The organism is Flavobacterium sp. UW10123 (assembly GCF_040538975.1).
Lineage (GTDB): Bacteria > Bacteroidota > Bacteroidia > Flavobacteriales > Flavobacteriaceae > Flavobacterium.
Window position 1 is genome coordinate 47,393 of sequence record NZ_JBEWQE010000019.1, and the last position, 19,932, is coordinate 67,324.

Below are 19,932 nucleotides of genomic sequence, written 5' to 3' on the forward strand. Positions count from 1 at the left end.
ATTAGCCACTAAAACATAGGTGTAGCTTTTTTTCCATTTTTTTGTTTTTTTAGCTTCCATATTTATTGCTTTATATCTTGTTTAGGAGCTTCAATGGGCTGTTTTAGAGAAATGATATTTGATAATAATCGATACGCTCCAGAAACACCTTCGGGTAATTCTCTAAAGAAACTTAAACCGGTGTAAATGTAATATCCTTTCCCATACGGAGCAACTAATAAAGCGCCATCTTTGGCAGATTCTCCCTTGTCGTGAGACGAAATAATAGGAGTGAAGGCAGGATCATATTCATTTGGGTAATACAAGCCTTGCTCTTGTGTCCAGCCTTGAAAATCTTTTTCAGAGATTTTATTTGGTGTATTTAAAACAGGATGATTTGGTGCTAAGAAAGTAATTTTTGCATTTTCTTCCGTCACGCGATCATTTGATAATTTTAACGGATATGGAGCAATCTTATCTGTAACTAGTTTTCCGTTTGTATTGTATTGCACAATCATGTTTTTACCACTTTTTACAAAGTTGAAAAGTATATTTTGCTTGTTTGCCAAAGCATTTACCGTATTGTAAGCACGAATTCCAGTAATAACTGTACTGAACGAATCTAGTTTCTGAGGCGTAATTTCTTCTGGTTTTAAAATAGAAACTTTGTATCCCATTTGAGTTAAACTTTCTGGAACTTCATCTCCAGCACCCATAATATAGGCAATCGCATCTCCAGAAGTTTTTAAATCAATTCTAATGCACTTTGATTCAGCAGGTTTTAAAACCATTTGTTTGGTAATATGAGGAAAATCAATAATGGTCTGGTCTTTATCAAAACGTTTGCCGTCTACAGTTGCTACACTTTTTGCTGTAACTTCTTCTGGATTTACAGGCGGTGTTACTTCAAAATAAAAGATTTGTTCGGTGCCTTTTTTATCTAAAGCAAAAGGAATTTCTTTTGGTGAAACACTCCAGCTTTTTGGCAATTCTAATTGCAGATTTCCTTTTACATCGTCTTTTCCAGCACGAACTTTCACAGGAACCATTTTGCTGTTGGTATCTCTAAAAATTAAAACTCTTTCTAAAATTGATGTTGTAACTTCTGGAACAATATCAAGAAAATTATACATTTCGCCTTTTACGCCGTCATTGTATTTATACACAACAGTGCGCTCAAACGGAATTTCTACATCGTTGATTTTTACATTAAAAATTACTTTTGTGTCTCTTATAATATCTGGAATTCCAATATTTTCTTGATTAGAAACGGTATACATTCCAACAGTAGCTTTTTCTTTTAGCCAATATGGCTGTGTGTATTCAATATTGTTAGGAAGCTGTAATTGAAGGTTAATTTTGTTATCGTTATTGTTTTTTAAAATAATATTTTGAGACGTCGTTTTACGATCTGGAAGAGTAGTTACGCTCATTAATTCCATTCCTACAGAACATCTATTAATAGCTTCTAAGCTTAATGTAATTGTACTTCCTGGCGTTGCTTCTTGTTCATTAGCAACAGCCTCAAGATATAAACCAGAACAAGATGCGATGATGTTTTTTATAGCTGTTGATTTAATCTCTTTCCAATGTGTATCGTCTAAAGCTTGAATCAATGCATAAGCTTTAACCAAATCTGGAATACTTGCGGAAGGATGGCTGAAATCGTAATTTGAAATAATCGTAGAAATTAAATCACCAATTGGTTTACCGTTTTTAACACGGTTCCAGCTTGTGTCTATTCCGTCAAATAAATTATCACGTTCTTTTGGGGTTTCACCATTAATTAATTCTAAATATTCGGTTTCTTCACCGCGAACTCCAGTGCTTCCAAAACCTTGCGATTGATGACGGCTTCGGCTTAAAGCTGCAATTTCTTGGTTTGATTTTCCGATTCCTGTGTAGTAAACACCGGTTTCCAGCTTTGTAAATTTAGATTTATTGGCAGCGTCAAATTTCTCTTGGCTTCCATAAAACCACCAAGACGGATTAAAAAATTGACGTTTTACCTGCCAAGGCGAAACGTATTTTAATTGTTCCGGATAAACTTTTGGATCATTTGTTAATTTAAAACTTTCAACGCTTAACATTGCAGAAGAAGTATGATGTCCGTGAGTCGTACCTGGAGAACGGTGGTCAAAGCGATTGATAATAATGTCTGGCTGGAATTTTCTGATTGTCCAAACTACATCGGCAAGGACTTTATCTTTATCCCAAATATCTAAAGTTTCATCTGGATTCTTAGAAAAGCCAAAATCATTTGCTCTTGAAAAAAACTGCTCTCCGCCATCTATTTTTCGTGCTTCGATTAATTCCTGGGTTCTTATAACGCCTAATAATTCACGTAATTGAGGTCCAATTAAGTTTTGCCCTCCATCGCCGCGAGTCAATGACAAATAGCCTGTTCTGGCATTCATATCATTGGCCAAATACGAAATCATTCTGGTATTTTCATCATCAGGGTGTGCTGCAAGATACAATACCGAACCTAAAAAGTTTAGCTTTTTGATTTGATTGTAAATTTCAACAGAATTTGGTTTTTGTGGCTGCTGTGCAAATGAAACCTGAAAACCGATAAAAAATAAAAGAAAGATCTGAATCTGTATTTTTCGCATGGTAAATGTTAGGTGTTTTTTGAAATCATTCCAAAAATAGTAATTATTTTATGTAAGATTATTTAAATGAATTGTTAACGCTCAATAATTATACCTTTCTTTAAATTGATGCAACAAAAAAAGCTGTTAGAAACTAATCTAACAGCTTTTATATAAATGCTTTGAAATTTTATTTCAGTTTGTTTTCGGTGTCTTTGTAAGTTCCTGTAATCGTTACGTTGCTTCCTTTAGTAACCTTTCCGTAGATTGTTATAGAAGAATTATTTCCAATGAAATTAATTTTAGCACCACTGTTTAACCTTAAATCTCCCCAGATTACAACAGAACCTTCAACTTGTAAAAGAGCATTACTATTGATGGTTAACTCTGTTGGATTCGATTGCTGATATTTTCCTTGAGACAAACTTCCTGTCATATTGAAAGTACCGCCACTGTTTAAGATCAAACCATTTTGAATTGCAATAGAACCACAATGAGTCAAAACAGCACCAGAATTAATAATTGCTGAGTTTATAGCAGTTGCTCCTTGGTATGATTTTATGTCGTTAGAGTTTAAAATCAGATCTTTACCTTGATTGTATATAATATAAGATGTACAGTTTGCAAAAGTCGTATTTGGCTTTTCCATCTTAATGATTTTCAAACCGCCTGTGCCACTTGCCACATAAATGTAATTACCACTAGATTTTACATAGTTTGATGAACCAGCAATTCCTACAGAACCTAATAAATTTAGCTGGGTTGCAGCAAATTGATAAACATTTAAGCCAAGAGCTCCGTTTGCTACAAAAGCATAACCATCATTAAAAGAAACTGCATTTGTTACATTATCTTCTCCAGTTGTTGCAATTGCAATGCTTTGTAATTTAGAACCGCTGTTGATATCATATACGCCAAGACCGTTTGGACCTTCAGAAACAAAAAGTTTTGTACCGTCAATATCCATTGTTCTTTTTGCGCCGCTTACATCAGTAGAAGTTGTAAAGCTTTTTTGTAAAGCAAGAGTCGACTGATTATAAATATTAACACCTTTCGTTCCGCTTAAAGTAACAACTTTGTCGCTTGTTAAGGCAATAGAACGTAAATCTGCTACAGCAACTTTTCCTGTTATTTCTTTTGTAGAACTGCTTACTTTAAATAAACTTCCGTTATCTCCAGTTACAGCAAAATAATTAGAAGCATTGGCAGCCACATCTGTTGTAACTCTATTTTCTAAATAATTTGTTTTGAATTTATCAGTAAGTAATCCAGAGCTTAATTCCATATTAAGCGCAATTGCAGGATTTGTACCCAGAAGTGGATCTTTATCGACATCTTTGGCAGCTCCAATAATTAAATTTGATCCAGAAAAAGTAAGAGATGTAATATCTGTATTAGGAATTAATGCAGAAGTAACCAATTTTGGTTTGTAAGGATCTGAAACATCAATTACATCAATAGCTCCAGAATAAGCATCGCCTCTCATAATATAAGAAACGTAGGCATAAATTCCGTTTACCGTAACATGGCTCGCTTGTAGTGTTCTTCCGTTAGCATCAACTGGAGGTTTAACTTCAGCAATTTGCACTAAAGGAAAAGAAGTGTTGGCTGTCTCGGCAGATTTTCCTGTAAGAGAACCATTTTCGATCGAAATTACCCCTGAATTAGTCAAGTCAAGTCTTTGGTTTAAAGTAGATTGATCTGAGGTAATAGTAATGTTATTTGACGATTGTCCATCGTTTTTGTTGTCATTATTATCGTCACAGCCTATTAATAGTGACATTGCTAAAAATGAAAGCAAATAAACATTCTTTTTCATAAGATTTTAATTTGGGTTTTGAAAATTCGGTGCAAATATATATCATAATCACATTAAACAAAGGTTAATTTTATTAAAACCATCTGTTTTACAGTGATTTATATACAAATTACAAATTTTTAACAAAACTTCAAAGTTAAATTACGAAAAAAAAAGAGAGCATCATTTAATTGATACCCTCTTGATCTGATTACTAATAATTTAGCAATTATCTTCTTCCATGTCCGTGATCGTGGTGATCATCATGATCGTGGCGATCGTGTTTGTCATGGTGTTTATCGTAATGTTTATCATGTTTGTCGTAACGTTTGTAATCTCTACGATCGTTGTATCCATATACAGGTCTTGGTTTGTATGGCCTTTGTGGACCTCCGTGATATCCTTTATAGTATTTTACTCTATGACGATCAAAGTATGTATAAGGAGTTCTACCATGATAATCTGTCAAAACTACTTTGTAACCACCATATAAATCATAGTTTCTATATTGTCTTGGTAAGTAAGTTGTTCTTACCCATCTTCCTCCTCCGAAATAAATAAATTGAGACGCACGAACATCGTAGTAAGCTTCAATATCTGGAAGATAATAATATTCCATTTCTGTATATCCGACTGGTCCCCAAGCTGGTGGGTTTCCTATATTCACGTTTATCGATACTTGGGCTTGTGTGGCGTTTGCAACCAGTAGAAATAATCCAGCGATTGCTAATTTTATCGTTTTCATCTTTTTTGTTTTTTTTAATTGTTAATCTTGAATAGGGATATTCATATACTGTGCCAAAAAAAATAAAGAGATGTATTTTGTCGAATAAAAATGCATTTCGTCGAATGAATTGGAAGTGTAAATAGTTTTAATTTATTGATATTTAACGTTTTTACTCTTTTTAAAAGTTTCTAAAAAAATTACTTATAATTGACTACTCTAGGTTTTGCTAGCTCAAAACTTTGAAGTCTATAATCGGTAGTTTCAAAAGTATTTGTTTTGAAAACATTGTCTCCTTCTTGGGGAATAGTTGGATAATAAGAAAGTGAAAGTTGAAATGAACTGAAAACCAAATAGTCATTACTGATTAATAGCCCTACAGTAAGTTTAGAATAGGATTTACTCTTTGTCATTGCCATTTCTGGACTTCCTAATACCGCGATTGAATAGTTGAAAAATGGATTTAAACGGAATCCTAATAATGAATACGGAGAATATGTCTGTGTTTGTAGCGATAAAATGGCTTTACTAGTTCCATATAAATAACTGTTGAACCCTGCAAGTCCATTTTGTTCATTTATATTTAATTGGTCTGCAACAATATCATCTCGATTTATTCCAATTACAACTTTCGGATTTACGAATTGTCTAAGTTTCCAATTTCCTAAACTAAATAATTTGGTAAAATAATTGGTTTCAAACAAAAAAGAGGTTTGATAAGTTTTGGATTTATGAAAAAAAGTTCCAGCTTCGAAATTCATACTCAGAAAGCCTAATCTGTAGTAATTTCCAAAAGAGAATTGAGCCCCGACATATGGCCTCCAAAAAGTGTTTTTATACTGGTAGCCAAAAGTTACACCATAAATTCGTCCTATAGAGACATCTTCTGTCTGGCCATTCCTAAAAATATAGCTGTCTTGGATAAATTTTCTTGTATTCAATCCAATTCCGCTAAGAATTAGTTTCTCAGAAGAATAAAAATGATTTGGATCATAAATATCTGAAGGTGATTCGCTATAATTGACATTCAGAAATCTAGCGGTCGTAATTAGATTCGTAATTGCTTTATTATTATCTTCAAACATTTTAGAGGCATGTCCAACCCAAACATCTTGCGATGTATATTTTTTAGGCTGAAAAGCAAATGTAGAATCTGGAGCTTGAAGCGTGTCCCTTCTAAAATTTTCATCGATATAAAAGCCACCGGCCCATTTAGTTAGAGGAGAGTAAAAGTCTCGCTCAATATCGATACTTTTAATATAGTTATTGTCCAAATCCATTTTATAGTGAAGAACAGTTCCTATATAAGTATTCTTAATATTCGGAACTGTATAGGTTACCTCGTTGCCATTTTGACCATCATCAAAACGGTTGGTGAAACGATATTCTAACTGCTGACCTGTTCCAAAAAAATCTTTTTCTTTGAAACCTACCGAAACTTGATTGCTTGAAATGGAAAATCTCGGAATTGTACTCCAGGAATCTAAAACACGGATGGTAACATCTACAGAATCGGATGCTTGTCCCACCGACTGATTGGAAATTCTAACTGACGTAACATATCGCTGTGCACGAATCAAACGCTCAGACTCTAGAACTTTGTAAGTGTTGTAAGGAGTATTTCTCTTAAAAAGCAATAAATTATAGATAGCTATTTTCTTTGTTTTTAAGTGAAGTCTATTACCCATTCTTTCTCCCCAATTTTTAGGAATTTGATTAGTATCGGCAACAGAATATCCAAATGGATCTAAAGTAATGATGTTAATTTTACGAATAATTTTCCCTTCGTAATTTGTTGAATCAATAGGAACAAGCAGTTCTTCCTTTTTCTTTGGTCTTTTAGATCTAAAAAATAATTTATGCATGGTCTGCGTAAATTTATTTTTCTTAGAATAATTCCTGATTTTAGTATAGATTTCCGTAGTGTCTTTCTCCTTTTTTGGCTCTTTTTTATTTTGATTTACCTGTGCTTGGATGCTTTGTAAACAAAAGCACAGCAAAATAATAAACAGTATTTTTTGGTTTAGAGACATTTGGTAATTTTCTTCTAATAATTTTAAGTTTTATGAATTTAAGGAATAAATAGATGCTATGCTAGCATAACGCTTTTTTTAATTTTCTGTTGTAATTTTTCTTTTTCTCCAAACAAATTTTCTTGGAACATGATTACCCATGAGATAACCCCATGCCGAGAGAGATTCAATCCGATCAAAGATTATTTTAAGAATGGCCAAAAGCGGAATAGCTAAAAACATTCCAGCAATTCCGGCGGCGGCACCTCCAACAATAATTCCCATGATTGAAACAAAGGCATTTATTTCTACCTTAGAATTAATGATTAATGGCACAAGCAGATTATTATCTATAAACTGAACAATAATATTTACAATTAGAATACCCAGAATTACGGATGTTTCTCCAGATCCTGTTAATGATGCCAGAATCGTAATAATTCCAGCAATCGTAATTCCAATGTATGGAATCAAATTTAAAATTCCTGTAATTAATCCAAGCAGAACGAAATATTTTATGCCAATAATCCATAAACCTAAACTGGTTAATACGGAAACAACGATCATTTCTATAATTAGACTTACTATATAATTGTTTATGGAAACTTTTATCTGTGATAAAATATCCTGTAAAACTGCATGATTTTCTTGTTTGATTAATTTGGCAAAAAACAGTTTAAAATGTTCTTTGTAAATAAGAAAAAGAAAGGTGTAAACAATCATAATGGTACTGTCAAGTAGAACATCACTTATAGAAATAATAAACGAGCCCAGTTTTGCTTGACCAGTTTTAACGGAGTCTTTGGTAACCGAATCTAGATATTTCTTTTGATCCCCAATGCTTACTTGGAAATTTTCTCTAATAAATTTATGAATTTCAAGAATAAAAGAATTTGCATTTTTCTTTATTGTCTCAAAATCATTTGCCATGTATGTCACTTGATATGAGATAAAAACCAAAATTCCGACAATTACAGAAATAAAGATAATAAGACAGACAATTGCCGCCAGATGCCTAGGGAACTTAAGTTTGGTGTTTAGAAAAGTAAAAATCGGAAGCAATAAAACGGCAAATAGAAATGCCATTAGAATAGGCGTTAGAATATCTTTTCCGATGCAAAAAATACTTGCAAAACAAATTAAAGTAACAAGAATAAAAGAAAGTTTTGCATAAAAAGGTAATGTTATGGACCGAGTCATTTTTATTTTATTTAGCTGAATTTATATAACAAATATTACGATTTATTTGTTTTTTTACGTTCCAGCTTTTTGACTACTCGTTATAAAATTCCCATTAAATTTTTAGTCAAAAAACTCGCGTTCTTCATACTTTGCAGGAATGATTGAAATTCCTTTTTGAAGCAGTAGATTGTTTGGGAAAACAATTTTTTCACCTTCTTTTGTTTTTAAGCTTACGTGAAAGGTATTAATATCTTCAATTTCTGCTTCGATAGGGAAATCTTTATCGTGTATTTTAATTGTGTCTCCAATTCTAAAAGGAAAGGAGAAGAATAAAACCATTCCAGAGGTAATATTGCTTAAAATAGACCATTGAGCAAACATAGCAACTCCAATTACTGTTGCAATAGAAGAGATTGTAATAAAAATATCTTCTGTTTGAACTCCCCAGATTACTATTAACGTTGTTACAAGCAGTATATTTATTAAGATATTAATATATTTGATAACTAAATTGGTGCGATGTTCAAATAATTGGCTTGTAGCGGCAAAACGCCTTATTAGTTTAGCAATCACTATACGCAATACAATAAGAACCCCAATAAGAATGATTGTCGCTATTATTTCTCGGCTATACTCCTTAAAAGAAAACATAAATAAATTTTTACACTAATGTAGTCAAAAATTCGTAAACTTTGGCAGTCGGAAGTCCCATAACATTGGTATAAGAACCTTCTACTTTTGCAACTGCCATAAAACCAAACCATTCCTGAATGCCATATGCACCAGCTTTATCATAAGGTTTGTAATTTTCAATATAATACAAAATGGCTTCGTCAGATAAATCATTGAAGGTTACTTTGGTAATATCATGCAGAAGAGTAGAGGAGTCCGCAGTTTTGAAACAAACCGAAGTAATTACTTCATGTGTTGCATTAGACATCGATTTTATCATGGTAAAAGCTTCTTCAGCATTTTTAGGTTTTCCTAAAGCTTTATTTTGGTGCCATACAATGGTGTCGCTTGTTACCAAAATTTCATTTTCTTTCAGTTCTCCTTCAAATGCATTTGCTTTTAATTCAGCAAGATAATCGGTGATTTCTGCTGCTTTTAATTCTGGCGGATAAATTTCTTCAATGTCTTTTAAGCGAATTTCAAAATCTAGATCCAAATCCTTAAAAAACTGCTGTCTGCGAGGCGAACCCGAAGCTAATATTATTTTATATTTTTTTAATTTTTCTTTAAGCATTGTATTTAATATTTAAGGCAATAACCAGGATTGATAAAATTCCGAAGAATAAAATAAGTTTTAAAATACTGCTTAAATGATGAAATTCTTTTTGAGACTTTGCACTAAAAATTTTTACAATAAAGTAAAGCAAAGGCGCTAAAACTGTTACAAAAGCATAAAATACTGCTATGTAAAGCTTATTTTCCATGAAGTAGGTATTGCAATAAAGTCCTGATAAAATAAAAGAAATAATAGCAAAACCTAAAGCTATTTTTGCAGCTCTATTAACTCCAATTGCAACTGGTAACGTATTCATTCCCATATTATAATCGCCATTTACATCTTCAATGTCTTTTACAATTTCACGAATAAAATTGATCATAAAAGCAAATAAAGCATAATCGGTCAAAATAGAAAAAAGACTTGCCATTTGCGCCTGATTTTCGGCAGTTGTGGCAGGAAAAAGATCAAAAACACCAATAATCAAAACGCTTACAGCCAAAAGCAACGCCACAACAAAATTGCCCAAAATCATGATTTGCTTGAGCGTTGTTGCATAAAAATACAACAGCGACGCGATTAAAATAAAAAGTGAAGCAAAAGTAGGTCTCATAATAATATTCGACAATATAAAACCAATTGCAACCCCAGAAATATTTAGACCAATATAAATGTTATAAGCGGCTGTTTCTGTAATTCCTTTTCCGACAACAACATCATTTGGTTTGTTTATACTATCGGTTCCTACATCATAAATGTTATTGATAACGTAACCTGCAGCTGCCAATAAAACAGTGCTTAAGACGAGTAGCCCGTATTGCCAGTCTGATAATGCCAGCGGAACTTCCTGCTGTTTTAAAAAGGCATAACGAAAAAGCAGCTGCATAAAAGCAAGCATTAAAAGGTTTTTATAACGAATGAGTTTTAGGAATTTCATTTTTTCTAAGGTTCTGAGGAGCTAAGATTCTAAGATGCTAAGTTTTTTTAATTAACAATTCACAATTAAATTAATCGTGTTGTCCGTTAAAATACTCCATCCATTTTCCTTGTACTTTCATCACTTGTTCGATAACGTCTCTTACAGCGCCACGTCCGCCTTTTACGTGTGAAATGTATCGGCAGATATTTTTAATTTCTGGACTTGAATCTTGAGGACACGTAGGAAGTCCAACTAATTTCATAACATGAAAATCGGGAATATCATCTCCCATATACAACACATTTTCAGGTTTAATATTATGAGTTTCTATGTAAGCTTTAAAAGTTTTTACTTTGTCTGGAGTTCCTAAATGAATGTCATTAACGCCTAGATTTTGAAGACGAATGCGTACACCTTCGTTGCTTCCACCAGAAATAATGCAGACATGATAACCGCTTTCAATTGCCGCTTTCATTGCAAAACCGTCACGAATATTCATTGTTCTTAACATTTCGCCTTCATTGGTTACAAAAACTGAACTGTCTGTAAGTACGCCGTCTACATCAAAAACAAAAGTTGTGATGTCATTCATTAATTCTTTATAACTTTTTGCCATTATGCTGTATAGATTGTGTTAGGATTTTATAGATATTTTTTTTGTTTTCGTCTTGTAAAAATGCCAAATGTGCATTGATTGTATTCGAATCATGGCGAATAGCAGGCCCTGTTTGCGCATCAATAGGATTGAGCGTATTTATTTTGTCTGCTGTTTCCTGAATTAAAGGCCTTAAAACAGCAAAAGGAACTTGGTTTTCCTCGCAAACTTCTTGACCTATTTGGTATAAGTGATTCGTAAAATTGCTCACAAAAACAGCTGCTACATGAAGTGCTTTTCGCTGTTCTGAACTTATAGAATAAACTGCTGTTGAAACGCTTTTTGCAATGGTTTCCAACTGCTTAAAATCGGCTGTGTTTTCTGCTTCCAGACAGAATGGAATAATTGAATAATCAATATTCTTATTTTTAGAAAATGTCTGAAGTGGATAAAAAACACCACGTCGGTTCTTTGGATTTAAAAGTTCGATTGATGATGTTCCTGAAGTATGAACCACAAGTTGATTGTTAAAAGGAAGTTGTTCGGAAACTTCTGCAATAGCATTATCAGAAACCGAAATAATATGTAAATCGGCAGGTTCTAATGCTGTAAAATCGGTTACAATCTTTTCAGGATCAATTAAATGAAGTAAGGTTTCTTTCTTTCGTGAGAAAACCTGTTTAATTTCAACAATTTTGCTGGCAGAAAAAGCCTTTATCAAATGCTGCGCAACGTTGCCGGAACCAATTATTGTTATCTGAATCATGAAAGCAAAATTAGTATTATTTTTTTAATGCGGGAGTCTATTAGATATTGATAATGCTTTTTTGAAGTTTTTATTGCGATCTAGTTTTTGTTAGAATTATAACACTTTTTGGCTAAAAACAATTATTCAAAAAAAGCACGTCTATTTTGTAGGTTTAAACCTTCCATATTATCAATTCGTTTAAAAAATAGTCCTTATTTTTGGTTTTTATTAACAAAAGGCAAAGCCTGCTAATCAACATTTTTAAGTACTTTTGTCGCACTTTTATACAATGTAATTCCTAAGAAATGGATAAAAAAATATTCTCTTTTTTGTTTTCTACACGTTTAATGGCCGTTCTTTTTTTAACATTCGCAATTGCAATGGGTGTTGGAACTTTTATCGAAAGTAAATACAACACAGATACAGCCAGAATACTAATTTACAATACTTGGTGGTTTGAAGCGATTATGGCCATCTTTATGATTAATTTCTTCGGAAATATCAAAAAATATCAACTGCATAAAAAAGAAAAATGGGCAACACTTTTATTACACCTTGCCTTTGTTTTTATCATTTTAGGAGCTTTTATCACACGTTATATTAGTTACGAAGGAATGATGCCAATTCGCGAAGGCGCAGCAGAAAATCAAGTATACTCAGATAAAACTTTTTTAACCATTTTTGCCGATGGTGAATATAAAGGGGAAATGAAAAGAAGAGTCTTTGAAAAAAGCCTTTTGCTTTCTCCTGTTACCAATAATAATTTCAGTATTTCAGGAAAATTCGATGAAACTCCTTTTGAAGTTACTTATTCAAACTATATCATGGGAGCGAAAGAAGTGGTTAAACCAGATCCAAACGGAACTTTATATCTTAAACTAGTTGAAGCTGGAGCAGGTGGTAGAGAAGAACATTATCTGAAAGAAGGTGAAGTTCAGAATATTCACAATGTTTTGTTTGCATTAAATAAGCAGACTGATGGTGCAATTAACATCAATACAACTGGAAAAGAATACACTATTCAGACTCCTTTTGAAGGTGAGTTTATGCGAATGGCAGATCAATTTAAAGGAAAAGTTACAAAAGATAATGTACAACCTTTAATGATGCGTTCTTTATACAGCATTGGAGATATTAGAATTGTATTTCCAGAACCTCCATTGAAAGGTAAAGTGGATTACGAATCTAATAATGATTTTAAAGCAAAATCTCATAATGATGCTTTGGTTGTAAAAGTAAAAGCAGAAGGGCAAGAAAAAGAAGTAATGCTTTTTGGTTCTAAAGGACAAATTGGAGAACCAAAAACAGTGAAAATCGGTAAGATTGAATATTCTTTATTCTACGGAAGTAAAGCTTATGTTTTACCATTTAAAATTCGTTTAAACGATTTTATTGCAGACAAATACCCTGGAACAGAAAAAAGTTATTCTGCTTTTAAAAGTAAAGTAACTGTTCAGGATTCTACAGAAACTTTTGATGCAGATATTTTTATGAATCATGTTTTGGATCATAAAGGTTATCGTTTCTTTCAATCTTCATTTGATCCAGACGAAAAAGGAACTGTTTTATCTGTAAATCACGATTTCTGGGGAACTAACATTACTTATTTCGGTTATTTTCTATTATATATTGGTTTAATGGCTATTATGTTTACTAAGCATTCTCGTTTTGGCGATTTGAAACGCAAACTTGATGCTATTCAGAAGAAAAAAGAAAAACTAATTACCATTTTAGTTTTATTGATTGGTTTGAATGGATTTGCTCAAGAAGCGCCACATGTTCACACTCCCGGACATGTTCATGAACACGAACATAATCACAGTGCAGATCCAAATGATCATGCGAATCACGTTACTGCGCCACCTAGCCAGAAACAGCTAGATTCTTTATTGAATATTTATAAAGCGCCAGAAGCACACGCTGCAAAATTTGGGCGTTTGATCATTCAAGATGCTGGAGGAAGAATGAAGCCAATTAATACGTTTTCTTCTGAATTGCTTAGAAAAGTAAGTCATAAAGATTCATACAACGGAATGAATTCAGATCAAGTATTCTTGTCTATGACACAATACGCCCAGGTTTGGATTCAGATTCCTTTAATTTATATTAAATCAGGAAACGATAGTATTCGTAAAATTATCGGAATTGATTCAAAAGACCAGTATGCTCCATTTGTGAAATTCTTTGATGAGCAAGGAAATTATAAATTATCTCCGTATTTAGATGCTGCCTATAAAGCGGCAAATCCGAATAATTTTGAGAAAGATTTTGTTGAAACTGATAAAAAAGTCAACTTAATGGAGTCAGCATTAAGTGGCAGTATTTTAAAAATTTTCCCAGTTCCAAATGATCCGAACCATAAATGGGTTTCATTTTTAGAACGTGAAAGTGCTGGTTTTAAAGGGATGGATTCTACTTATGTGAAACAGATTCTGCCTTTATATTTTAGTGCTTTAAATAATGGTTCAATTGAGAAAAACTTTGACACTGCCGATAATTTGGTTGAAAGTATTAATGGTTTCCAAAAGAAATTTGGTGCTAAAGTAAGGCCAAGCGAAGATAAAATTGATGCTGAGATTGCTTATAATAAATATGATGTTTTCAAAGTATTGCCTTATTGGTACATTACAGCTTCTATTCTTATGCTGATGTTTACTATTCTAAATATTTTCTTTGAGAAAAAATGGCTTAGAATCACTGTAAATGGTTTTCATATTATTGTCGGATTATTATTTGTAATCCATACTTTAGGATTAGTTGCACGATGGTATATTTCTGGTCATGCACCGTGGAGTAATGCTTACGAATCTATTGTATATGTGGCTTGGTCAACCATGTTCTTCGGATTGGCTTTTGATAGAAAATCTAAACTTACAGTTGCTTCATCTGCATTTGTTACGGCCATGATTTTAATGGCAGCATACATGAACTGGATCGATCCAGAAATTGCAAATTTACAACCGGTTCTTAATTCTTATTGGTTAATGATTCACGTTGCTGTTATTGTTGCAAGTTACGGTCCGACTGCTTTAGGAATGATTTTAGGTTTTGTAGCTCTTTTATTGATTTTCTTTACGAATGATAAAAATAAAGCCAAAATGGATTTACATATAAAAGAAGTAAGTTACATTAACGAAATGGCTTTGACTATTGGTCTTATCATGCTGACTATTGGAAACTTCTTGGGAGGACAATGGGCAAATGAAAGCTGGGGACGTTACTGGGGATGGGATCCAAAAGAAACTTGGGCTTTAATCTCGATTATGATATATGCGTTTGTAATTCATGCTCGTTTTGTTCCAGCTTTAAGAGGGAAGTGGTTCTTTAATTTAATGAGTATGTATGCTTTCGTATCAATCTTGTTTACCTATTATGGAGTGAATTTCCACTTAGTAGGTTTGCACTCTTACGCAAGCGGTGAAGCACATTCGTTAAATTGGATTTATTATTGCTTAGTTACAATTTCTATAATTGGAGCTGTAACGTATCCAAAGTACCGTAAATACTATAAAACTAAAAAAGTGAAGAAATAAATAATTCGCAATAATTATTAATTCATAAAAAAAACTCAACACAATGTTGAGTTTTTTTTATGCTTAGTTTGGAAATTCCCCAGAGAGAAGAAGTATGATGCCTATTATTATAAAATAGCAAACTAAAAAAATGAGATGACTCAATAGCGACAAGAAAAAAGCTTTCGTTTTTGATATTTTATTAAAAAACTGAATGTTTGTCCAAAAAATCAAAACTATACCAATAATATACATTGTATAAGTGTACTGCTGCATATGCGAAGTATGATTTAGAAAAATCATTGCAGGTATTGTTAACAGCTGTACAGAAATTCTTTGCGCCGCTTTAAAAGTATTAAGCACAAAAAGTTCGACAAAATTATAACCTTGGCTTTTAAAAACGAGATATGTCCCAATAGTATAAATAGGAATAGAGCCTACAGTTACCCATGAAAAATGCGTAGCAAACCATTCGCTTAAATAATCAGAGTCTAAATTTGGAGAATTTACAGCTTCAAAAGTATTGATATGAAAATAATGATATAGCACCCCATAAAGTGTTGCTAGTACAACAACCAAAGAGAGAGGCTTAAAATGGCGAACTCTTTTTCCTTCGATAAATTCTCGAACAGAATGCCCTGGCCTTGTAAATAATTGCTTTAAAGAATACAAAATTCCTTTGTCAAAATGTAATAAGCCGTGCTGGATATCATGCCATAAAAAATGCACATTTATTTTATGCGTTTCTGCAGACTGCCCGCAATTGTTACAATAGTGACCTTTAAAAATCTGATGGCAATTTTTGCACATTATTTCCATTTCAGCTCGGTATTTGGTTTATGAATTACTTTTTTGCTTTCTTATGATGCCATCGGGATACATAATTGCGAACAAAACTATTATTAGTAGAAAATTATATTCAACACCATTTCTTCCTCCGCCGACAACAAACCAACCTTCCTTAAAATGAACTAGAATGATTCCCATTATAAGAACAAAAATGGTTGCAAAACCAGCGAGTTTAATGTATTTATTTGCTAATAAAAGTATTGCAGCGGCAACATGAGATAATTTGATACTCCAGGCAAGAAACAATCCAAAAGGAGCAAAACCAATTTGATTTAGAAAGAGATTTCCAAAATCATTGATGCCATTATTGAACATTCCAAAAACGGAATGGGTAAGGAGAATAACTGCCATAGCAATTCTCAAAAGTAAATTTGCATTCATAAAATTGGTTTTTGGTAAATTAAAAATAATAAAAAAACGCATATTACATTGAATATGCGTTTTAGCTTTTTTATAAAAGATTAAATTTAAACTTTTCCTAAAGTGTAAAGTTGTTCCATTGTTGGAGTTGGACTTCCGCCGGCTGGCTCCAAAGTAATTCCGAAAGCTTCAGCAGAAGTGGTTTGATCTACAGCAAATATTTTTTGCTTATTGCCTTCAAAATTATCCAATAAACCAATACTTGTCGGAGTAAGTACAGGACTCAGCTTTAAAGACCAAACCTGATAAACCATTCCTTTTGGAGGAGCTGGTAAACCTGCCGCATCGATATAAGTAGTTTTAGTCTGTTTATTCCAATACACTTTTGCAAAAGAAGCTGGAGAAACAGCCTGTCCGCCAAGAGTTACACCTGTGTTTTTAATATCTCTTACGATAGTTAAGTTTTTCTCAGTCTGTTTATTCTGCTGATCTAAAAAAGCATATTCTCGTTGAATTCGATTCTTTTCATTTCCAACAGTAGAAATCGCCTCTTTTGTTTTTGTCAATTCTAACGTTTGATAGCCTAAACCTAAAAGCAGCAATACTGCAGCCGCCCAGCCCACGTATTGTGACCAATTTGAGGCTGGTTTCATCTCAACTACTTTTCCGTGTTTAAGTTCAAGACGAGCTTTAATTTTTTCGAAATTTTCCACAGAATGGAAAGGAGAAAAACTTGATGAAAGCGCTATAACAGCTTTTTCTATCGAAATAATTTCCTGATCCATTTCAGGATTCTTTTTTGCCATTTCGGCAATTTCAAGATTCTCTTTTTCACTTAATAAGCCATAAACGTACAGCTCTAAAATTCCTGATTCTATATATTCTTGTGCTTCCATTATATCTTCAAATAATTACGTAAATCGTTAATACAGTTTCTGTTTTGCGTTTTGATAGTTCCCAGTGGCATTGCCAATTCTTCTGAAGCTTCTTGCTGGGTGTATCCTTTAAAGAACAATAAATTGATGATTTCGATACATTTTGGTTTTAGTTTTTTTACAAACTCTTGAATACCAATTGCATCTAGTTTATGGTGCAATTTATTACTCTCATCTAAGAGATTTACGAAATTATCTGATGAAAGGTTTTTTTGGCTGTTGTTGTAGTCTTTAGAACGAAGTTTATCGATTGAAGTGTTTCGGGCGATATTAAGTATCCAAGTGTAGAATCGTCCTTTACTCTCGTTGTAGGAATCGATGTTTTTCCAGATTTTGACAAAAACATCCTGAAGAACATCTTCAGCTTCTTCTCGATTTTTGATTAAGACATGAATGACAGAAAATAAGCTTTTTGAGTACATATCGTACAAATGCGTAAAAGCTTTTTCGTCTTTTTTGTAAATTAAAACTAACAGTTCTTCTTGACTCATAGATTTGGATTTTTAAGTTTAAACATTAAAAATTAAGACGTTATATGCTAACCTGTTATAAAGTTAATTTATTTTTTCTTCATTTTTCTGTTTTTTTTTAATAGTCCAAAACCTAAGAAAATAAAGGGTTCAGAAAAAAAATGCATTTTTTTTGTATTTTTTTAAAACCAAAAACAATCCAATTACGTAGATAAATTAAATAAGGTGGGAAAGATCATATTTACAGTTATAAATTTTTAAAAAACTGTTGTTAGAACATTACTAAAGATCTATGGATAGCAAAATAATAGTCAAAATATTAATAGTTGGATTAACAACAGTTTTGTCATTAACCATTTTTACTGAAAAAGATTTTCTGAGAGATACTTTATTAAACTGCACAGATAGAAATGATCTGTCATTTAATGGTTAAAGTAAATATGATAATAAAAGACATTAAAAACATAAAATATTATATAGTTGATGTACTCGGACTTCCAAATAGAAGATTTTTTTAATATGTCTCGACTATTTTAGGATTTAACGAAACATCATACAAGCCAATAACTTTTAAAAAACGTTTGACATATGGGGGATAAACGAATTTTCGATATAAACCGAGTCATCAACTATACTTATAAAAGATTAAATAATAATTAATTCATGGTTTGATTTGTTTGTATGGGGGGAAGCCTAACGTCTGATTAACGTTAGGCTTCATTTTTTATTTAACTTTTGATTGGCAAAAAAAAAGTTTTTGTGAAATGGATTTTAGCTAATTTTATAAAAAATTATAAGATGAAAAAAATACTTTTTATACTATTTGGAGCAACAATTTTGTCTGCAACAGGATTAAATGCGCAAACCAGTACAAACAAATTATCTAAAAAAGATAAAACCATGGCAAAAGAAACAATTTATCAATTTAAAGTAGAAGATCTATCAGGAGATACTTTTGACTTTGCATCATTAAAAGGCAAAAAAATCATGATTGTCAATACGGCGTCAAAATGTGGTTTAACTCCACAATACAAAGATTTAGAAGCTGTTTACAAAGAATATAAAGATAAAGGCTTTGTGATTGTTGGTTTCCCTGCAAATAATTTTGCGTCTCAGGAACCAGGAACAAATAAAGAAATCGAAACTTTCTGCCAACAAAACTACGGTGTTTCTTTTCCTATGATGAGTAAAGTTTCAGTTAAAGGAAGCGATATGTGCGAGGTTTATAAATTCTTGACTGAGAAATCAAGAAATGGCCTACAAGACTCTGAAGTTGAGTGGAATTTTCAAAAATATCTAATCAATGAAAAAGGAGAATTGGTAAAAGTAATTAAGCCAAAAACTTTAGTTACAGAACCAGAAGTAATCAGTTGGATTAAAAGCTAAAGTAAAAAAGACTCAAATTTGGAATTCAAATTTGAGTCTTTTTTTTTAGGTTCAAAGGTACAAAGAGGCAAAGAGGCAGAGTTTTAAATACTTTGCGAACTTTGCGTTTGTTTGAGCATTTGTGGTAAATTATTTCAAAATAAGCTGCATAAAAACCAAATCCAGCCAGTGGTCAAATTTGTAGCCTACTTCGCGAATCGTTCCTGTAGTGACAAATCCGAATTTTTCGTGGAAAGCAATGCTTCCAGCATTATCAGCATCAATAGCACCAATCATAACATGGTAGCCTTGTTCTTTCGCTAAACGTATTAATTCTGTCAAAAGTTTTGAACCAATTCCTTTTCCAATGATATTATCAACTACGTAAACAGAATGTTCAACAGTATATTGATAGCCAATTTTTTCTCTAAATTGTCCGTAACTCCCAAAACCAACCACTTCGCCATCTAAATCGGCTACAATTACTGGAAGATTTTTGCCCATTTTATCTTCAAACCATTTGGTCTGAACTTCCAAAGTCTGGATTTCATAACTATAATTGGCTGTAGTATGTAAAATGGAATGATTTACAATTTCTAGAATTTTTTGCAAATCGGTTGTTGTTGCAGGTCTTAAAATAATGCTCATTGGTAATTATTACG

At 32.5% G+C, this 19,932-nt stretch carries 17 protein-coding genes; 2 read left to right on the forward strand and 15 right to left on the reverse strand.

Annotated elements, in window-relative coordinates; genetic code table 11:
• Positions 1-62: 62 nt before the first annotated feature.
• From ABXT06_RS19680 to ABXT06_RS19725, 10 genes are all read right to left on the reverse strand, one after another.
• On the reverse strand, positions 63-2,594 hold the full coding sequence (locus ABXT06_RS19680; RefSeq protein WP_354592271.1) for a PIG-L family deacetylase: 2,532 nt from the start codon (positions 2,592-2,594) through the stop codon (positions 63-65).
• Between the two features lie 169 nt (positions 2,595-2,763).
• Complete coding sequence (locus ABXT06_RS19685; RefSeq protein ID WP_354592272.1) at positions 2,764-4,392, reverse strand: LVIVD repeat-containing protein; 1,629 nt, start codon at positions 4,390-4,392, stop codon at positions 2,764-2,766.
• 208 nt (positions 4,393-4,600) lie between these two features.
• Positions 4,601-5,116 carry a hypothetical protein gene (locus tag ABXT06_RS19690; RefSeq protein ID WP_354592273.1) on the reverse strand — a complete coding sequence of 172 codons (516 nt, stop codon included), beginning with the start codon at positions 5,114-5,116 and terminating at the stop codon, positions 4,601-4,603.
• A 179-nt stretch (positions 5,117-5,295) separates the two neighbouring features.
• Positions 5,296-6,960 (reverse strand): BamA/TamA family outer membrane protein, encoded by a 1,665-nt coding sequence (locus ABXT06_RS19695; RefSeq protein WP_354592274.1) that lies wholly within the window; start codon positions 6,958-6,960, stop codon positions 5,296-5,298.
• A 246-nt stretch (positions 6,961-7,206) separates the two neighbouring features.
• Entirely contained in the window at positions 7,207-8,307 is a 1,101-nt protein-coding gene (locus ABXT06_RS19700) for an AI-2E family transporter (protein WP_354592275.1), read from the reverse strand.
• A 102-nt stretch (positions 8,308-8,409) separates the two neighbouring features.
• Positions 8,410-8,940 (reverse strand): mechanosensitive ion channel domain-containing protein, encoded by a 531-nt coding sequence (locus tag ABXT06_RS19705; RefSeq protein WP_354592276.1) that lies wholly within the window; start codon positions 8,938-8,940, stop codon positions 8,410-8,412.
• A 10-nt stretch (positions 8,941-8,950) separates the two neighbouring features.
• A complete protein-coding gene (locus ABXT06_RS19710) occupies positions 8,951-9,535 on the reverse strand; it encodes a Maf-like protein (protein ID WP_354592277.1) in 585 nt (194 codons plus the stop codon).
• Complete coding sequence (locus ABXT06_RS19715; protein ID WP_354592278.1) at positions 9,528-10,454, reverse strand: geranylgeranylglycerol-phosphate geranylgeranyltransferase; 927 nt, start codon at positions 10,452-10,454, stop codon at positions 9,528-9,530. Before ABXT06_RS19715 ends, ABXT06_RS19710 begins: the two co-directional genes overlap by 8 nt.
• A gap of 70 nt (positions 10,455-10,524) precedes the next feature.
• On the reverse strand, positions 10,525-11,052 hold the full coding sequence (locus ABXT06_RS19720; protein WP_354592279.1) for a KdsC family phosphatase: 528 nt from the start codon (positions 11,050-11,052) through the stop codon (positions 10,525-10,527).
• On the reverse strand, positions 11,036-11,797 hold the full coding sequence (locus ABXT06_RS19725) for a Rossmann-like and DUF2520 domain-containing protein (RefSeq protein WP_354592280.1): 762 nt from the start codon (positions 11,795-11,797) through the stop codon (positions 11,036-11,038). The genes ABXT06_RS19720 and ABXT06_RS19725 overlap by 17 nt, the downstream gene beginning before the upstream one ends.
• Positions 11,798-12,084: 287 nt before the next feature.
• Between ABXT06_RS19725 and ABXT06_RS19730 the strand changes: the two genes are divergently transcribed.
• Positions 12,085-15,312 (forward strand): cytochrome c biogenesis protein CcsA, encoded by a 3,228-nt coding sequence (locus ABXT06_RS19730; protein ID WP_354592281.1) that lies wholly within the window; start codon positions 12,085-12,087, stop codon positions 15,310-15,312.
• A gap of 63 nt (positions 15,313-15,375) precedes the next feature.
• Here ABXT06_RS19730 and ABXT06_RS19735 read toward each other — a convergent pair whose 3' ends face one another.
• The 4 genes from ABXT06_RS19735 to ABXT06_RS19750 form a co-directional block, all read right to left on the reverse strand.
• Positions 15,376-16,110, reverse strand: coding sequence for a DUF3667 domain-containing protein (locus ABXT06_RS19735; RefSeq protein WP_354592282.1), 735 nt, complete (start codon positions 16,108-16,110; stop codon positions 15,376-15,378).
• Positions 16,111-16,128: 18 nt separating this feature from the next.
• Positions 16,129-16,521, reverse strand: coding sequence for a DoxX family protein (locus ABXT06_RS19740; protein WP_354592283.1), 393 nt, complete (start codon positions 16,519-16,521; stop codon positions 16,129-16,131).
• A gap of 86 nt (positions 16,522-16,607) precedes the next feature.
• Positions 16,608-17,396: an anti-sigma factor gene (locus tag ABXT06_RS19745; protein WP_354592284.1), complete on the reverse strand. Its 789-nt coding sequence runs from the start codon at positions 17,394-17,396 to the stop codon at positions 16,608-16,610.
• Positions 17,396-17,926, reverse strand: coding sequence for an RNA polymerase sigma factor (locus tag ABXT06_RS19750; protein WP_354592285.1), 531 nt, complete (start codon positions 17,924-17,926; stop codon positions 17,396-17,398). The genes ABXT06_RS19745 and ABXT06_RS19750 overlap by 1 nt, the downstream gene beginning before the upstream one ends.
• A gap of 777 nt (positions 17,927-18,703) precedes the next feature.
• Between ABXT06_RS19750 and ABXT06_RS19755 the strand changes: the two genes are divergently transcribed.
• Positions 18,704-19,291 carry a glutathione peroxidase gene (locus ABXT06_RS19755; RefSeq protein ID WP_354592286.1) on the forward strand — a complete coding sequence of 196 codons (588 nt, stop codon included), beginning with the start codon at positions 18,704-18,706 and terminating at the stop codon, positions 19,289-19,291.
• Positions 19,292-19,420: 129 nt separating this feature from the next.
• Here ABXT06_RS19755 and ABXT06_RS19760 read toward each other — a convergent pair whose 3' ends face one another.
• Entirely contained in the window at positions 19,421-19,918 is a 498-nt protein-coding gene (locus tag ABXT06_RS19760; protein ID WP_354592287.1) for a GNAT family N-acetyltransferase, read from the reverse strand.
• Between the last annotated feature and the right edge of the window lie 14 nt (positions 19,919-19,932).

Bases quoted from the DNA above. Each gene is read 5' to 3' on its own strand.
- ABXT06_RS19755 (WP_354592286.1), top strand. From the start codon at position 18,704: ATGAAAAAAATACTTTTTATACTATTTGGAGCAACAATTTTGTCTGCA.
- ABXT06_RS19705 (WP_354592276.1), bottom strand. From the start codon at position 8,940: ATGTTTTCTTTTAAGGAGTATAGCCGAGAAATAATAGCGACAATCATT.
- ABXT06_RS19685 (WP_354592272.1), bottom strand. From the start codon at position 4,392: ATGAAAAAGAATGTTTATTTGCTTTCATTTTTAGCAATGTCACTATTA.
- ABXT06_RS19735 (WP_354592282.1), bottom strand. From the start codon at position 16,110: ATGGAAATAATGTGCAAAAATTGCCATCAGATTTTTAAAGGTCACTAT.
- ABXT06_RS19745 (WP_354592284.1), bottom strand. From the start codon at position 17,396: ATGGAAGCACAAGAATATATAGAATCAGGAATTTTAGAGCTGTACGTT.
- ABXT06_RS19720 (WP_354592279.1), bottom strand. From the start codon at position 11,052: ATGGCAAAAAGTTATAAAGAATTAATGAATGACATCACAACTTTTGTT.
- ABXT06_RS19725 (WP_354592280.1), bottom strand. From the start codon at position 11,797: ATGATTCAGATAACAATAATTGGTTCCGGCAACGTTGCGCAGCATTTG.
- ABXT06_RS19690 (WP_354592273.1), bottom strand. From the start codon at position 5,116: ATGAAAACGATAAAATTAGCAATCGCTGGATTATTTCTACTGGTTGCA.
- ABXT06_RS19740 (WP_354592283.1), bottom strand. From the start codon at position 16,521: ATGAATGCAAATTTACTTTTGAGAATTGCTATGGCAGTTATTCTCCTT.
- ABXT06_RS19695 (WP_354592274.1), bottom strand. From the start codon at position 6,960: ATGCATAAATTATTTTTTAGATCTAAAAGACCAAAGAAAAAGGAAGAA.
- ABXT06_RS19715 (WP_354592278.1), bottom strand. From the start codon at position 10,454: ATGAAATTCCTAAAACTCATTCGTTATAAAAACCTTTTAATGCTTGCT.
- ABXT06_RS19680 (WP_354592271.1), bottom strand. From the start codon at position 2,594: ATGCGAAAAATACAGATTCAGATCTTTCTTTTATTTTTTATCGGTTTT.
- ABXT06_RS19730 (WP_354592281.1), top strand. From the start codon at position 12,085: ATGGATAAAAAAATATTCTCTTTTTTGTTTTCTACACGTTTAATGGCC.
- ABXT06_RS19750 (WP_354592285.1), bottom strand. From the start codon at position 17,926: ATGAGTCAAGAAGAACTGTTAGTTTTAATTTACAAAAAAGACGAAAAA.
- ABXT06_RS19760 (WP_354592287.1), bottom strand. From the start codon at position 19,918: ATGAGCATTATTTTAAGACCTGCAACAACAACCGATTTGCAAAAAATT.
- ABXT06_RS19710 (WP_354592277.1), bottom strand. From the start codon at position 9,535: ATGCTTAAAGAAAAATTAAAAAAATATAAAATAATATTAGCTTCGGGT.
- ABXT06_RS19700 (WP_354592275.1), bottom strand. From the start codon at position 8,307: ATGACTCGGTCCATAACATTACCTTTTTATGCAAAACTTTCTTTTATT.